Raw genomic sequence first — 15,902 nt, 5'->3', positions numbered from 1 at the left:
CCGCTAGCGCGCGTGGTAGAAGTCGTAGACCTGCTGCGCGACGCCGGCCGATACGCCCGGCGCCTTCTTCAGGTCTTCGAGGCTCGCGTTGCGCACCGCGCGGCCGGTGCCGAAATGCATCAGCAACGCCTTCTTGCGCGCGGGACCGATGCCGGGGACTTCGTCGAGCGGGCTCGCCCCCATCGCCTTGGCGCGCTTGTCGCGGTGGGCGCCGATGACGAAGCGGTGGACCTCGTCGCGCAGGCGCTGGATATAGAACAGCAGCGGCGAATTGACCGGCAGCATCCGTTCGGTGCCGTTCATCAGGTGGAACACCTCGCGCCCCTCGCGGCCGTGATGCGGGCCCTTGGCGACGCCGACCAGGCAGACGTCCTCGATCCCCAGATCCTCCAGCACCGCCTTGGCCGCGTTCAGCTGGCCGCGCCCGCCGTCGATCAACACCAGATCTGGCCAGGTGCCGTCGTCGCGATCGGGGTTTTCCTCAAGCTGGCGGGCGAAGCGGCGGCGGAACACCTCGCGCATCATGCCGACGTCGCTGTCGGTTGCGGCCTCGTTCCCCTTGATGTTCCACTTGCGGTACTGGCCCTTGCGGAACCCCTCCGGCCCCGCGACGACCATCGCGCCCAGCGCGTTGGTGCCCTGGATGTGGCTGTTGTCGTAGACCTCGATCCGGTCGGGCGGCGATGCCAGGTCGAACAATTCGGCCAACTCGCGCAGCAGCTTGGCCTGAGTCGTCGATTCCGCCAGCCGCCGCTCGAGCGCCTCGATCGCGTTGCGCTTCGCCTGGTCCATCAGCCGCCGCCGGTCGCCACGCTGCGGGACCGAGATCGCGACCTTGTAGCCCGCGCGTTCCGCCAATGCCTCGCCCAACAGCACGCCTTCGGTCAGTTCGCGGTCGAGCAGGATCGTCTTGGGCGGCGGCACCTCCTCGTAGAACTGGGTCATGAACTGGAGCATCACCTCGTCCTCGGGCACATCGCTGGTGTGCGCGGGGAAGAAGCTGCGATGGCCCCAATTCTGGCCGCCGCGGATGAAGAACGCCTGGATGCCGATCACGCCGTCCTTGCACGCCAGCGCGAAGATGTCGGCGTCGCCGACCCCTTCCGCATTGATCGCCTGCGTGCCCTGAACGAAGGTCAGCGCCTTCAGCCGGTCGCGGATCAGCGCCGCCAGCTCGAAGTCCATCGCCTCCGCCGCCGCCTGCATCTGCGCGCCTAGCTTCGCCTGCACCTTGGTTGACTTGCCGCCCAAGAAATCGCGGCAGTCGTCGACCAGCTCGGCATAGCCTTCCTTGTCGATCCGCCCAACGCACGGCGCAGAGCAACGCTTGATCTGGTACAGCAGGCAGGGCCGGTCGCGCGTCTTGAAGAAGCCGTCGGTGCAGCTCCGCAGCAGGAACAGCTTTTGCAGCGCGTTCAGCGTGTTGTTAACGCTGCCCGCGCTGGCGAAGGGGCCATAGTAATTACCGGGCGCGCGCCGTGCGCCGCGATGCTTCTGCACGCGCGGAAAGTCGCTGTCCGATCGCAACAGGATGAACGGGAACGACTTATCGTCGCGCAGCAGGACGTTGTAGGCAGGCCGGAAGCGCTTGATAAGCTGCGCCTCGAGCAGCAGCGCCTCGGCCTCATTGTTGGTCGTGACGATCGTCATCGACCGGGTCTGCGACACCATCCGCTGGAGCCGCTTCGGCAGCTGCTTGATCTGCGTGTAATTGGCGACGCGGCTGCGCAGCGATCGCGCCTTGCCGACGTACAGCACCTCGCCGCGCGCATCCTGCATCCGGTACACGCCCGACCGTTGCGGCAGCGTCGCCAGCACGTTGCGGATCGCGGCGACGCCGGCATCGAGGTCGGGCGTATCCGAACCGCGCACCGAATAGGTCGCGCGCTCTTCGTTGAATCGGTCGGTTGGTCCAGCGGATGACATCCGCCCCGACTTAGGATCGCATCGACTCCGCCGCCAGTGGCGACGTTGCCGTCACCCCGGCTGGGAGCCGGGATGACGGCCGATGCTCACTTGCCCGTGCGGATGCGCTCCATGACCGCCTTGTGCAGCCAGATGTTCATCTCGGCCGAGCCGTCCTTTTCGCCGGTGTAGCCGAGTTCGGTCGCCAGCTGCTTGCGGTTGTCGAGGCTCGAATCCATCCCGATCAGCTTCATCAGGTCGACGATCGACTCGCGCCAGTTGAGGTCGGGATTGCCCTTCGACGCGGCGATCTTTTCCAGCGCCGCCTCGGGATCGACCTGCTTGGGCTGAGCGGCGGGCGCAGGCGCGGGCTGCGCCGGTGCGGCCTGGGCGGGTGCCGGGGTCGGCGTCGGCGTCGGCGCGGGGGCCGGCGCGGCTTGGGCCGCGGCGGGATGGCCGAAGATCGCGTCCTTGATGCTGCCGAAGATGCTCATGCAAAATGCTCCCTCACGATGGAGAGAGCACAACGCGTCGATGCGGCTTGAGAGCCATGCCCGCCGCACCCGATCGATCGGGCACAACGAGGCGGCGGATCAGTGCGCCCGGCCGATCCCGGCGATGGCGCGGTCGACCAGAACGCGGTCGGCCTCGGCGGTGTGACGCTCGGCGATGATCGCCGCGGCGGCACCCGCCGCGGCGGCGGCGGCACGGCCACGCACCTCGGCGAGGGCGCTACGCTCGGCAGCGCCGATCTTGTCCTCGGCCATCTGCGTGCGGCGGCGGACCAGCTCGGCGGCGTCGACCTTGGCCTTCGCCAGCATCGCCTCGGCATCCTGCTGGGCATGGGCGACGATCGCGGCGGCGTCGTTCTGCGCGGCGGCGTCGCGCTTCTTCGCCTCGGCGAGCATCGCCTCGGCCTCGACGCGCAGCGACTTGGCCTCGTCGAGGTCGTGGCGGATCGACGCGATCTTGGCGTCGAGCGCGCGGCCGACCAGCGCCGGCACCTTCTTCCACAGGATGATGCCGATGACGACCAGCATCGACAGCGCGACGAAGCCCGACGCGCTGATGCCGAACACCGCCGGCTCGACGTGGAGCGCGTTCTCGGGGAGGGTCGCCGCGATCGGCGCGGTGGGATTAGCCATGGGCGAGTTCCGCCTTCACCTTGCTGGCCGCCTGGTCGCGATCGACGCTCGCGCCCGACAGCTTGGCGACGATCGCCTCGACCGCGTCGACCGTCGTCGCTTCGATCTCGCCCAGCGCGGCGGCGCGGGTTTCGTCGATGCGGCGGGTCGCTTCGGCGAGGCGCGTGTTCATCGCCTCGTCGCTCGCCTTGATCTGCGCCTCGGTAGCGGCAGTCGCCGCCGCCTTGGCCTCGGTCACGGCCTTGAGCGCCTGCGAACGAGCATTCTCCAGGCCGGCCTGATAGCGCTCGTCCGCGGAACGGGCCTCGGCCCGCGCCGCTTCCGCCGCCGCCAGGTCCGCGGCGATGCGAGCGGCGCGATCGTCGATCGTCCGCTCGATCTTCGGGACCATGGCCTTGCCGATCCCGAAGTAAATGAGGCCGAACACGATCGCGAGCCAGAAGAACTGCGACGCGTAGATCTCACCGATTTGGGATAGCTGAGGCATGGGACGAGCGCCTGCTCTCTTACTTGACGACGAAGAGGATGAGGATCGCGACGACGAACGCGATCAGGCCCAGCAGCTCCGACGCGGCGAAGCCGATGAACAGGCGGCCCTGCTGGCCGTCGGCGGCACCCGGGTTGCGCAGCGCGCCCTCGAGGAACGAACCGAACACGTTGCCCACGCCCAGCGCGGCGAGGCCGATGCCGATCGCCGCAAGGCCGGCACCGATGTACATTGCACCAAGATCAGTCATGGGAAGCTCCTAGATAAAACGGTAGGGTGAAACGGGATCAACTCAGTGCAGATGCACCGCGTCGTTGAGGTACAGCGACGTCAGCAGCGCGAACACATAGGCCTGGATCGCACAGACCAGCAGTTCGAGCGCCGAGACGCCGATGATCATGATGAAGCTCAGCAGGCTGACGAAGCTGCCCAGCGGGCTCGCCGCCTGCAGGCCCTGGACCACGAAGCTGCCGAACACCTCGAGCAGAATGTGGCCAGCGGTCATCGCGACGAACAGTCGCAGGCCGAGGCTGAACGGGCGGACCATGAACGACACGAACTCGACCGGGATGATGACGGGCATCAGCCAGCCGGGCGCGCCGTGGGGCACGAACAGCGAGAAGAAGTGGAAGCCGTGGCGCCAGAAGCCGACAGCCAGCACGATGCCGAACGACAGGAACGCCAGCACCGCGGTGACGGTGATGTGGCTGGTGACGGCGAAGGTGTGCAGCCCCGGCAGGATCGCGATCGGCATCACGCCGACCAGGTTCGCGAACAGGATGAAGAAGAACAGCGAGAACAGGTAGGGCGCGAACTTCTTGCCCTCCGGCCCGATGCTGGTCAGCACCATATTGTCGATGAAGCTCACCGCGCCCTCAACCGCGACCTGCCAGCGGCCGGGGATCAGCTGGCGCTTCAGCCCGCCCGACACGAACAGCGCGAGCAGCACGAACACGACGATCATGAACAGCGCCGAATTCGTGAACGACAGGTCGAACCCGCCGATCTCGATTCGCCGGCCGAGCACGGGCTCGACCATAAACTGCTCCATCGGATCGATCTTACCGGCGGCCATGCGTACCCTCGATGATGGCGGGCGCGATCATTCGGCGCGCTCCTGCGAAATACGATAGATGTTACGGCCCGCGACGACGATCGCGAGCACCAGCAGCACGATCATCAGCCACGGCGCGGTGCCGAGCCAGCGATCGAGCGCCCAGCCCAGCAAGCCGCCGCCGAGCGGCGCGCCCACCAGTTCGGCCAGGACGCGGGCACCCTGGCTATATCCCTTCGCCGGCTTGTGCCCACCGGTCGCGCGCGCACGATCGGCCGCACGCGCAGTCGCGATGCGCCGGTCGAGGTCGTCGATCTGGTGGTCGTCGGCCAAGGAGGGATCCTGATAGAAAAACGCCGCCGGACCCTGCGGCCGGCGACGAGACGCCGCAACGGGCAAGCCCGTGCTGTCGGCGCGTTTATAAACGGGTTGTCATCAAGTCAACCGGGTGACGGTGCTGCCGGGGCGCAAAGGAAGTGCGTATCCCCTCCAACATCGTCATGCCGAACTCGTTTCGGCATCTGGTGCAGCAGAAGCGAATCGCGATGTCGCGAGCGATCCTGAACCAAGTTCAGGATGACGGAGGGTTGGACGATCCGCCTACCCTCCCGTCATCGGCGATGTCACGCACAGCGCGGATCACGCTGCGGCGCGCCGGACCCTCGCTTCTCCCACGAGCCTCCCGGCGTCCGATACATCTCGCCCGGCTTGGTCTGAGCGATCAGGTTGCAGCCGCTGGTGAAGGCGAACTGCTCTACCGTCGCCCCCGCCGCGGCGGCGCTGCGGGTATAGGCCGCCTTGCGCTGGATGTTGATGTTGTTGACGATTGCCTGGACATCCGCGCCGCCGCTGACGACGCCGAGATAGCCGTCGGGCTGCTCGCCAACCTGCCCGGCGGCGCGGGCGGCGGCATAGGCGGGGTCGCGCTGGGCATAGGCCGTCGCGGCGCCAAGGCCGATCAGCGCGGCACCCAGGCCGGCGAGGAAAAAGGCTTTCTTGGTCATGGCGGTCAAAAGATTCCCGGCTGCTGCTGGATCAGGTTCTTCGCATCATTGTCGAGGCGATAGACCACTTCCTGCGTCACGTTGATGTTCAGATTGATCTCGATCGGCTTGTCCGGCGCGGAGATGTTGACGCATCCGCCGCTCGAAAAAGCCAGCCCGATCGCCATCCACTTGCCCATCGTCGGAACGGTCGCGCTCCTTGTCGCCAACGTCAATATCCTCATGGCACGGTCTCGCTTGCAGGGGGCTGAATGGAAGGAGCGGTCCGGCGGTTCTGCTCGCGCAGCAGCGTCGGCAGGTTGCGCTGGATCAGGCGGTGCGGGTCGTAGAACGACTGCGCCGAATCGATCAGCCCGCGGAATGGCGCCTTGATGCGGATGTTGAACACGAACGGCAGCTTCTGGAGCCGGCGGATCAGGAAGTTCGACTTTGCGCCCGCGCCCTGGCTGACCCCGGCGAAGCGCACGTCGGTCACCATCTCGCCCGCCAGCGGGCCGTTCATGCGGATGTCGAGGTTGCGATAGCGCAGCGACTTGAGCGACTGGAAGGCAAGGTTGCCCCAGAACCCCAGATCCTTTTGCGTCAGGTCGCCGACATAGGCGATGCCGCCGCCGCCCGGCCGCGCGGTCAGCCGCCCGCCCTCGATCCGCCCGCCGGCATCGTCGAAGATCATCGGCAGCACCCCGTCGAAGGTGCCGGTGGCATTGAGGTTCGAAAAATCGAACTGCTGGAGGAACTGGTCGGCGGCGGCGCCGGTCACGCGGAAGGTCAGCCGCCGCGCCTCGGCGGAGGAGAAGTCGAGCAGCGTCGGGTCGAGCGTCAGCGATCCGCCCGCGAAGGGCCAGCGCGCGCCTTCCACCCGCACCCGCGTGCCGGGCAGCGTCTGATAGACGACGCGGCCATCGGTCACCGCGATACCGGGGTTGATCGAGGCCACCGTCGCCACCTGCCCCGGCGCGCTTTCCAGCGCGAGCAGGTCGGTGAAGCGGATCGTCCCGCTCAGACCCGTCACCGGGCCGAAGGCGGCGGCAAGGTCCATGCCCTGCGTCGTGAAGGTGCCGGTCGACGTCACGCCCCCGGGCCCCCAGGCGATCCGTCCCGATCCCGACACGGTGCCGCGGACGTCGGCGATCACGCCGAAGGTGATCGGCGTCAGCCGGTCGGGCTGGAACGCCTTGGCGAAGGTGATGCCGGGCACCGTCAGATCGGCGCTGCCGGTGCCGCTCGCCAGCCGTTGCTCGATCCCGACGTCGGCAACGCGGACATCGGTGTCGGGTGCGATCAGCGTTCCGGTCGCGCGGATGACGTTGCCCGCCAGCGTCAGCGTCACGTCGCGACCGTTGAGCGGATTGAACCGCGCCGGCGTCGCGGTGTCGGCAACCGCCAGCGTCCCGCCAAGCGTCAACGCACCGTCGGCGAAGCGCCAGTCACCCGCCGCCTTCGACAGCCGCAGCGGTACCGCGCCGATCCGCCCGCCACCGCCGGCGAACCGCCCCGCCACGCCGCGCTCGGTGAGCCGCCCGTCGAGCGTCGCCGCAGTGATGACGGTCAGGCTCTCTGGCCGACCCAGCCGAGCCTCGACGCCGCTCAGTGCAAAACCGCGATCGCCGAGTCGGACGCCGCCGCCCTTCAACGTGACCGCCAGCGGTGTCGCCCCGATCCGCCCCGCCAGCCGCGTCGCCGCCAGTCGCGCGCCACCGTCGACGCCAGTACCGTCGACCCGCACCAGCGTGCCGCCGGTCGGGCATAGCGTCAGCGTCGTCGGATCGAGCACCAACCCCGACATCGCCAGCCGCGTCCACGCGAGCGGCGTGCAGCCGGGATTGATCGCCAGCACACCGCCGCGCCGCTCGATCGTCAGCGGCAAGCGCAAGCCATCGATGCGACCGTTGCCGAGCGGCCCGCTGACCAGCGCCACCGTCTCGAACCGCCCGCGATCCCCATCGAGCCGGAACGCGATCGGCGCCAGCGCCAGCGACGCGTCGCCGGCGGCGTAGCGCGCCACCCGCGCGGTCCCCGTCAGCACGCCGGCGGGCGTTCGCGCCACGCTCGCCTCGACGCCCGGCAAGCCGCCGCCCGACACCGCCAGCACGCCATCGACCGACGCCAGCCCGCGCTGCCAGCCATAGCCGATGCCGCGCCCGCTCAGCCGCGCCACCGCTCCTGATGCCGCCGTCACCGCGACGTCGCGGACGATCATTCCGGCGCGATCGACGACCAGCGCCGCCTCGCCGTCGAGGTCGCGTCCCGCTGCCGCCACGGCGCGGCTCAAGGCCTCGGCAAGCGGGGCCAGCGGCGTGCCCGGCGCCGCGATCCGCGGCACGGACGCGGCCCGCGCCTGCTGAACGACGACCCGTCCCGCGAAGCCGGGCGCTTGGCCGTAGCGATAATCACCCGACACCGTCGCGGCGGCGGCGGCGGCGGTCAGCGAGGGCCGCGACAATGCCCGCGCCGTCAACGCCACGCGTCCCCCGCCGCCCTTGCCGCTGCCGTCGAGCGTCACCTGCCCCGCCAGCGACGCGGCCGTCACCGCCGCCGTCGCCACCCGCCCCGTGCCGATCCGTGCGTGGCCGCTCCAGTCGGCGAGGGATTCGCTGAAACCCAGCTCGATCGTCGCCGCCGGCCGTGTCACCGCAACGCCGTCGCAGGCCACCGCGTCGGCGCGAACCGGCCCCATCACGTGCGGCCGGCGGGCGTCGACCCACAGCCGAAGCTCGCCGCTGGTCTGCGCCAGGGAGCAGCCACCCACCACCAGCCGCGGCGTGCTCAGCCGCGCACGCCCGGAAAAGCCATCGTCGAGCCGCCCCGCGCCGCTCACCGCGATCCGCGCCGCGCCATAAGGCGTCGCCAGCGCGATCCGCGCCTCCTCGATGGCGACGTCGAGCGCGGGCAGCGTGAAGGGCTTGCCGGACGGCGGCCCCATCAGCCGGTCGAGGCTGCCGAGCGACACCCGCCCATCCACCAGCCGCGCCGATACTCGAACCCGCCCCGCGCGCACGCCGACCAGCCGCGGTCCATCGAAGCCAAAGCCGGTACGCGTCTCGATCCAGTCGGCGACCAGGTCGGGCCGTGCCGGATCGCCGATGACGACGTTCGTCAGCCGCTGCCGCCCCGGCGCCAGCGCCTCGATCCGATAACGCGCCGGAACCCCCTTCGCCGCCAGCGTGTCGTCGATGAAACGGCTCGCGATCGGCCGTCGCTCGATCCACAGCGCGACCAGCACCGCCAGCACGGCAAGCGCGAGGCCGCTGAGGATACGACCCCTACGGCCGAGCCGCGGGATCGGGCGGCGGCGGGACGGCTGCTCGGTCTCCTCCACGCCTGTCGTCTACTCCGCGGTGCCTTGCCCTCCCCTTAAGCGCTGGCGGGCCGGCGATGCAAACCGGCTTCCCGTGCGCCCGCGCGGCGGATAGCGTGCCCCTAATGGCCGACACCCCGCCCGATGCCCAAGGCCACCGTGCCCGCCTGCGCGAACGGCTGCTCGTAGGCGGCGGCGACGCGCTGCTCGATCACGAGCTGATCGAATATCTCCTCGCGCTCGCCATCCCGCGCCGCGACACCAAGCCGCTCGCCAAGGCGCTGCTGCGCGAATTCGGCGGCATCGGCGGGCTGCTGACCGCCGATGCCGAGGCGCTCGGCCGGGTGCCGGGGATGGGCGAGACGTCGGCGGCGGCGATCAAGATCGCTCATGCCGCCGCGATCCGCCTGCTGCGTACCGACGTCGCCGAGCGACCGGTGCTCGCCAACTGGCAGGCGCTGCTCGACTATCTGCGTGCCGACATGGCACACGACCTGACCGAGCGGTTCCGCGTCCTCCACCTCAACAGCCGCAACATGCTGGTCCGCGACGAGGTGATGAGCGAAGGCTCGATCGACCAGGCCGCCGTCCACGTCCGCGAAGTGATCCGCCGCGCGATCGACCTCGGCTCGGCGGCGATCATCCTCGTCCACAACCACCCCTCGGGCGACCCGAGCCCCAGCCGCGCCGACATCGAGGTGACGCGCCAGATCGTCGACGTCGGCAAGCGCCTCGGCATCGCCGTCCACGACCACGTCATCATCGGCCGCAACGGCCATGCGAGCCTGAGGGCGCAGGGGTTGATTTGATGGGGTGGGATTGAGGTGTCGTGGTCGATACGAATGTCCGCTTACGCCCCCATTTGCGGACGCCCCATCCGGTGTTACCCTACGCAACCCTGCGGAATGCGAGTATTGTTGCAGAGCACTTCGGTAACTCGTCAAAATATAGCCTGTATCGGTGGTAATGATCATATGGAAACCGATCCTCATCAATAACAGCTTAGCCTTTGAGGCACTAATTTCCTATTTGACACTTTGGACGTGAGAACGTCGAGTCTGCACCATGGAACCCATCATTGAGATTGCTAATGTATAAAGCAGTTCTACAAACAACTTTGATAGTGCTTTTTACAGGGTGCACAATGGGTGCCGATACACCCCGATCAGCGGAGTTTCGCTATCGCATTAGCGTTGTCGTTCATGATGGATTGGAAACGCACAAGGGGTCCGCCGTATGGCAACTCGTCTTAACTCGCCCGCCCGTCAGGATGATGGACGAATTTAGCGCAAGCTTTGCGGGAGACGCTGTACCAGTCCGGCTAGGCGACGGAAGCGTTTTGGTGCTCTTGCTTCAACGTTGGCGGCCAGAGCAGATGAAGGGCCCCAGGGTCGCACCATCCGAAGATGCTGGAACCCTCCCGAGGTTAGTATACGGCAACGACGCCCATTACGCTGGGCACGACGAAATCGCAAGACTAAGCGCGATAGCCAATACTCCGCTTACCAGAAAGAGACTCGTATGCAAACCGTCACTCTTCACTACATCTCAATCGAACCAGGCAGGTGCCCCTAAGCAGGGGGAGGTTCGAATATGCTTCAAAATAGCGTACAGCCAAAACCCCAAAACCCCTGAAGCACTCCGAGAGATAACTGCACAAGCTTACGGTTTTACCCGATCCACATATCCGCAGATCGATATCTATGTTGAACCGACCAACTCCCCCGTGGATCGCCCACTCGACGCGGTCTTCCCGTGGCTGAAACCTCTTCTAGCAGGCACTTCGAGGGCGAGCAGGCCGCTTTCACTGTCGCCAGCCGTTCAAATCCTGCGGAGATAAGCAAAGATCGTGCAAGGCGCTGGGCTATCGTGAGGTGCTGGGAGGCACGTGCCCAGACGGCGTCGCCGGATCGATCCACCGACTCTAGACACTTCAGAATTAAGCGCGTTTAGCGTTGCGCAACCTCGGCGGTCAGCAGTCCCACTCAGGCCCCTCGCGCAGCAGCAGCCGCGGCGTCGCGCAATCTTCCTCACCCCGCCGGCCCCGCTCTCGCCGTAGAACCCGACTCCAGCCGCCAGCCCGTCGTCTTGCCGATGAACGCGGTCAGTTCCGCGCGGTCGATGCCGCCGCTCATGTTGGCGTCGGCCTGGCGATAGGCGGTTTCGACCCAGCTGCGCTGCGCCGTGCCCTGCCCGCCGATCGTCAGCGCCACCATCCAGCGTGCGAACTCCGCCTGGTCGAGTCGCCCGTCGCCGTCGCGATCGAAGCGCGCGAAGTCGCGGTCGACCAGCCGGCGGACGTCCGCCTGTACCGCCGGGCTGGCGAACGGGGACGGCTCGGGATCGACGGCCACCGTCTTGCCCCCGCGCGGCGGCAGGGCCTTGAACGGCGCCAGGACCTGGTCGCCGACCTGCGGAACCGGGATCAGCGACATGAGCAGGGCAAGCACCATCGCGCGCCGCGATGGCGCAACAGCCAGCGCAAGGGAAGCGACCATTTCCGCCGTATCGGAAACGATCCGCTAACCTGAGCCAGTGTATGGCCGCCGCGTGACCAACCGACGCACCAGCACCGCCAGCTTCGCCAACGACCTGCTGACCCTGCTCGGCCTGCGGGACGGCGCGGACGCGGCCGAATGGGGTCGGATCCGCGCGACTCAGCTCGACGCCGCGCGCCGGCTGGTGCCGCTCCACGTCGCGGTCAACGCGCTCGGCGCGCTGGCGGCGGCGATGCTGCTGCGCGGCACCGCACCGCTGTGGCAGATCGGCGTATGGACGCTCGCCACCATCGCCATTGCGCTCGGCGTCGGCGCCCGCCGCCTGCTGTCGCATCACCGCGGCGATGGCTATGCGAGCGGCCACGACGTCCGCCGCACCGCCTGGGAAGGCGTGGCGATGGCGCTGAGCTGGGCGGCGCTGCTCGTCTGGTTCGGGCCCGGCCTCGATGCCGGCGCCCTGGCGGGGATCGGCATCATCGTTGCGGTGCTGATGACCAGCGCCGCGGTGACCATGGCGCCGCTCGCGCTCGCCACCTTCGCCTATCTCGCCGGGATCGCCGCCGCCGGCATCGCGATCCTCGCCAGCCATCATCTCTACCCCGCCGCCTTCGGCATGGCGCTGTTCGCCGCGCTCCTCGTCACCATCTGCTTCGGCCGCGCGCGGGCGCTGGTCACGATCCGCGCCAGCCAGATCGTGCTGGCGGAGCGTGACGAGACGGTCAGCCTGCTGCTGCGCGAGTTCGAGGAATCGAGCGCCGACTGGCTGTGGGAAACCGATGCCGCCCGCCGCGTCGTCAAGGCGTCCCCGCGCTTCGCCTTCGCCTGCGGGCTCGATCCCGTCTCGATCAACGGCCTGCCGTTCCTTCAGGTGCTGGCCGGCCCATCCTGGGAAAGCGGCAATTTCGCTGCCGGCCTGCGCAGCCTCGCCGACAAGCTGAAGAGCCGCGAAAGCTTCCGCGACCTGCGCCTGCCGATCCACGTCAACGGCGAGGAGCGGTGGTGGGAGCTGTCCGCCTCGCCGCGGTTCGACGAATCGGGCGCCTTCTCTGGCTTCCGCGGCGTCGGCTCCGACGTCACCGAGCAGCGCGCCTCGGCCGACAAGATCAACCGCATGGCGCGCTTCGACCCGCTGACCGGCCTGCCCAACCGGCTGATGATTAACGAAACACTGGTCCGCGCGATGGCGGAATCGGACAAATGGGGCGGCCGCTGCGGCTTCATGATGATCGACCTCGACCGATTCAAGGCGGTCAACGACACGCTCGGCCATCCGATCGGCGACCGGCTGCTCAGCCGCGTGTCGGAGCGGCTGGCGCAGCTGATGAGCGCCAACGAGATGTGCGGGCGGCTCGGCGGCGACGAATTCGCGGTGGTCGTGCGCAACGCCGCCGACATCACCATGATGGAGCGGCTGGCGCGCGAGATCATCGAGACGCTCTCGCGCCCCTATGAGATCGACCAGCACACGCTGATCATCGGCGCCTCGGTCGGCCTCGCGGTGGGGCCGCGCGACGGGCGCACCGCGGAAATGCTGATCCGCTCGGCCGACCTCGCGCTCTATCGCGCCAAGGACGCGGGCCGCGGTGTCTTCCACGCCTACGAACCTGCGCTCCACGTCCAGGCCGAGGAGCGCCGCGTGCTCGAAATGGCGCTTCGCCAGGCGCTGGAGAACGGCGAGCTCCACCTCAACTACCAGCCCGTCGTCGATGCCGGCACCGGCAACCTCAAGGGCTTCGAGGCGCTGGTGCGCTGGAACAGCCCGAAATTCGGCAACGTGTCGCCCGCCAAGTTCATCCCGCTGGCCGAGGAATCGCGCCTCATCAAGCCGATCGGCGAATGGGTGCTGCGCGCCGCCTGCGACGAGGCGGCGAAATGGCCCGGCCATGTCCGCGTCGCGGTCAACGTCTCGCCCGATCAGCTGCAGAACGCCAATTTCGTCAACGTCGTCGCCTCGGCGCTCGCCAATTCCGGGCTCTCCGCCGACCGGCTCGAGCTGGAGGTGACCGAGAGCGTGTTCATGCACGAAGGGCTGGGCGCGACCAAGACGCTGGAACGCGTGCTCGATCTCGGCGTGAAGCTCAGCCTCGACGACTTCGGCACCGGCTATTCGTCGCTCGGCTATCTCAGCCGTACCCGCTTCTCGTCGATCAAGATCGACCGCAGCTTCGTCCAGGGCGCAGCCAAGGGCGTGAAGGAGGCGATCGCGATCATCCGCGCCGTCGTCGCGCTGGCGCAGAGCCTGGGCATGGCAACGACCGCGGAAGGCGTCGAGACCGAAGCCGAGCACAAGCTGGTCCAGGAGCTCGGCTGTACCAAGGTCCAGGGCTATTACTTCGGCCGCCCCCTCCCCGTCGACGAAGCCCGCGCCCTCGCCGGCCGCCGCTGGGACGATGTCCGCGCAGCGTAAGGCACGAAGCGAAGTTTCTTATATGAAAGCGGTCTTGTTCGATTTAGCGTCTCGGTTGTCCGGCCGGGGAGCGAAGCATGACGATCGATCGGCGAACCTTTCTGTCACACGCCGCTGCGACTGCCGGCGCGTCGCTTGTTGCCGCCAGAGTTGGCGCTCGCGCCGCGCCGGCCGCATTTCAACCGAGCTGGTCGTCGCTGGTCGCCGGCTATCGCGCACCCGAATGGTTTCGTGACGCCAAGTTCGGCATCTGGGCCCATTGGTCTGCGCAATGCGTGCCGGAGGCCGGCGACTGGTATGCACGCGAGATGTATCTGCCGGGCAGTCGCGCCTATGCGCACCATCTGAAGCATTACGGACACCCCGCCGACACCGGCTTCATGCAGATGTATCCGCGCTGGACCGCCGCGCGTTGGGACCCTGAGCGGCTGATCGCGCTCTACAAGCGGGCCGGCGCCCGCTATTTCATGGCGCTCGCCAATCATCATGACAATTTCGACAGCTATGCGTCGAGCCACCACCCGTGGAACGCGACGCGGATCGGCCCGAAGCGCGACATCGTCGGCGAATGGGAACGCGCCGCCCGCGCGGCGGGGATGCGCTTCGCGGTATCGAATCATTCGGCGCATGCCTGGCACTGGTATCAACCGGCCTATGGTTATGATCCCGAAGGCCCCCGCGCCGGCGAGCGCTACGACGCGGCGACGCTGACGCGGGCCAAGAGCGTCGGCCAGTGGTGGGAAGGCCTTGATCCGCAGACGCTCTATACCGGCGCGACGATGCCGATGCCCGCCGGCCTCACCTCGATCGCCGCCGCGAACGCCTGGCACGAGGCGAACGACCGGATCTGGAACGAAGCGCCGCCCGCCGGCAATCCCGGCTTCGTCCGGCTCTGGACCGCGCGCTGCCGCGAGCTGATCGACCGCTACCGCCCCGACATGGTCTATTTCGACAACCAGACACTGCCGCTCGGCCAGGCGGGGCTCGACATGGCGGCCTATGCCTATAACCAGTCGATGCGCTGGAACGGCGGCGACCTCCAGGCCGTCGTCACCGCCAAGGCGACACCGCCGGAGCGGCGGCCGGGCATCGTCGACGTCGTCGAGCGCGGCACGCACGACAGCATCCAGGCCTATCCCTTCCAGACCGAGACATGCCTCGGCAACTGGCACTATGACCGCGATCTCTATGCGCGCGACGGCTACAAGACGCCGCGCAAGATCATCCATACCTTGTGCGACGTCGTCGCCAAGAACGGTAACATGATGCTGTCGGTCCCCATGCGCGGCGACGGCACGATCGACGACAAGGAAGAGGCGATCGTCGAGGCGATCGCGGCCTGGATGGGGCGCTACGGCGACCTCCTGTCTGGCTCGCGCCCGTGGCGCATCCTGGGCGAGGGACCGACGGCGTCCAAGGGTGGCCAATTCGCCGAGGGTGGGCAGGACACGCATTATACGCCCGCCGACGTGCGCTACGTCCGGCAAGGCGCAGCCGTCGGCGCGTTCACGCTGGGCTGGCCCGGCGACGGCATCGCGCGCTTCCCGGTGCTGGCGCGCATCGGCGTGGTGCGGCGAGTGACGATTCCGGGCGACGCTTCCCCCCTCGCCTTCCGCCGTACCGCCGATGCGCTTGAGGTGACGTTGCCCGCGGCCTTTCGCAACGACATCGGCGTCGGCGTCCGTATCGAGGGCGACGGCTTGGTCTGATCCGCTATTTCAGCGGATCATGCCCCCAGTTCATCAGCGAGTATCGCCACTTGCTGTGCTCCTTGTCCTTCGCCGGGCCGCCCTGGGCCAGGTGGCGCTTCACATAGGCGGCGACCTTCTTCATGTCGGCATAGTCGTCGTCGGTCAGGTCGGACTTCTTCTTGCGCTTGATCTCGACGATGCGCGCGCCCTCATGATGGCCGACGCTCTCGCCCGAACCCTTGCCGTCCTCGCCCTTCCAGCCGACCTGCCTGCTGTCGTCGGTGTCGAGCCATTTTTCCAGCTCGGCGGGGCTCATGTTCACCGCTTCCTTGAAGTCGTCGTAGATCTGTGCGTGATCGTCGTCCTTGGCCATCGGGTCCTCCTGCTGGCAGCGCCAACGCGGCTCGGGCGTT

At 68.0% G+C, this 15,902-nt stretch carries 15 protein-coding genes; 3 read left to right on the top strand and 12 right to left on the bottom strand.

Annotation, left to right across the window (positions count from 1 at the left end; all coding sequences use genetic code 11):
- Positions 1–3 precede the first annotated feature (3 nt).
- The 10 genes from uvrC to GGQ80_RS12225 form a co-directional block, all read right to left on the bottom strand.
- A complete protein-coding gene (gene uvrC, locus GGQ80_RS12270; protein WP_183985226.1) occupies positions 4–1,926 on the bottom strand; it encodes an excinuclease ABC subunit UvrC in 1,923 nt (640 codons plus the stop codon).
- 86 nt (positions 1,927–2,012) lie between these two features.
- Positions 2,013–2,399 (bottom strand): DUF3597 domain-containing protein, encoded by a 387-nt coding sequence (locus GGQ80_RS12265; protein WP_183985224.1) that lies wholly within the window; start codon positions 2,397–2,399, stop codon positions 2,013–2,015.
- Positions 2,400–2,498: 99 nt separating this feature from the next.
- The gene (locus tag GGQ80_RS12260; RefSeq protein ID WP_183985223.1) at positions 2,499–3,050 is read right to left on the bottom strand and encodes a F0F1 ATP synthase subunit B family protein; all 552 of its coding nucleotides are present in this window, start codon (positions 3,048–3,050) and stop codon (positions 2,499–2,501) included.
- The gene (locus GGQ80_RS12255) at positions 3,043–3,537 is read right to left on the bottom strand and encodes a F0F1 ATP synthase subunit B family protein (RefSeq protein WP_183985221.1); all 495 of its coding nucleotides are present in this window, start codon (positions 3,535–3,537) and stop codon (positions 3,043–3,045) included. The genes GGQ80_RS12260 and GGQ80_RS12255 overlap by 8 nt, the downstream gene beginning before the upstream one ends.
- A 19-nt stretch (positions 3,538–3,556) precedes the next feature.
- A complete protein-coding gene (locus tag GGQ80_RS12250; protein ID WP_010544368.1) occupies positions 3,557–3,769 on the bottom strand; it encodes a F0F1 ATP synthase subunit C in 213 nt (70 codons plus the stop codon).
- Positions 3,770–3,829: 60 nt separating this feature from the next.
- Positions 3,830–4,612, bottom strand: a complete 783-nt coding sequence (locus tag GGQ80_RS12245) for a F0F1 ATP synthase subunit A (protein ID WP_183985219.1) — start codon at positions 4,610–4,612, stop codon at positions 3,830–3,832.
- A gap of 27 nt (positions 4,613–4,639) precedes the next feature.
- Positions 4,640–4,924, bottom strand: a complete 285-nt coding sequence (locus GGQ80_RS12240) for an AtpZ/AtpI family protein (protein ID WP_183985217.1) — start codon at positions 4,922–4,924, stop codon at positions 4,640–4,642.
- Positions 4,925–5,214: 290 nt separating this feature from the next.
- A complete protein-coding gene (locus GGQ80_RS12235; RefSeq protein ID WP_183985215.1) occupies positions 5,215–5,595 on the bottom strand; it encodes a YdbL family probable chaperone protein in 381 nt (126 codons plus the stop codon).
- A 5-nt stretch (positions 5,596–5,600) separates the two neighbouring features.
- The gene (locus GGQ80_RS12230) at positions 5,601–5,774 is read right to left on the bottom strand and encodes a YnbE family lipoprotein (RefSeq protein ID WP_246347051.1); all 174 of its coding nucleotides are present in this window, start codon (positions 5,772–5,774) and stop codon (positions 5,601–5,603) included.
- Between the two features lie 41 nt (positions 5,775–5,815).
- The gene (locus tag GGQ80_RS12225; RefSeq protein ID WP_343051042.1) at positions 5,816–8,914 is read right to left on the bottom strand and encodes an intermembrane phospholipid transport YdbH family protein; all 3,099 of its coding nucleotides are present in this window, start codon (positions 8,912–8,914) and stop codon (positions 5,816–5,818) included.
- A gap of 104 nt (positions 8,915–9,018) precedes the next feature.
- Here GGQ80_RS12225 and radC point away from each other — a divergent pair, with 104 nt between their 5' ends.
- Complete coding sequence (radC, locus tag GGQ80_RS12220) at positions 9,019–9,702, top strand: RadC family protein (RefSeq protein ID WP_183985210.1); 684 nt, start codon at positions 9,019–9,021, stop codon at positions 9,700–9,702.
- A 1,221-nt stretch (positions 9,703–10,923) separates the two neighbouring features.
- On the opposite strand, the gene GGQ80_RS12215 is transcribed toward radC, so the two are convergent.
- Positions 10,924–11,343, bottom strand: coding sequence for an EF-hand domain-containing protein (locus tag GGQ80_RS12215; protein WP_221364371.1), 420 nt, complete (start codon positions 11,341–11,343; stop codon positions 10,924–10,926).
- A gap of 100 nt (positions 11,344–11,443) precedes the next feature.
- Between GGQ80_RS12215 and GGQ80_RS12210 the strand changes: the two genes are divergently transcribed.
- The gene (locus GGQ80_RS12210) at positions 11,444–13,798 is read left to right on the top strand and encodes a putative bifunctional diguanylate cyclase/phosphodiesterase (RefSeq protein WP_343051040.1); all 2,355 of its coding nucleotides are present in this window, start codon (positions 11,444–11,446) and stop codon (positions 13,796–13,798) included.
- Between the two features lie 77 nt (positions 13,799–13,875).
- Positions 13,876–15,507, top strand: coding sequence for an alpha-L-fucosidase (locus GGQ80_RS12205; RefSeq protein ID WP_183985206.1), 1,632 nt, complete (start codon positions 13,876–13,878; stop codon positions 15,505–15,507).
- 4 nt (positions 15,508–15,511) lie between these two features.
- Here GGQ80_RS12205 and GGQ80_RS12200 read toward each other — a convergent pair whose 3' ends face one another.
- Entirely contained in the window at positions 15,512–15,862 is a 351-nt protein-coding gene (locus GGQ80_RS12200) for a DUF3140 domain-containing protein (RefSeq protein ID WP_183985204.1), read from the bottom strand.
- Positions 15,863–15,902 lie beyond the last annotated feature (40 nt).

Source organism: Sphingomonas jinjuensis, assembly GCF_014197105.1.
In the GTDB taxonomy this organism is placed as follows: Bacteria; Pseudomonadota; Alphaproteobacteria; order Sphingomonadales; family Sphingomonadaceae; genus Sphingomonas; species Sphingomonas jinjuensis.
The sequence above is the reverse complement of the archived record's forward strand: the minus strand, read 5'-3'. Positions and strand labels throughout refer to the sequence as shown.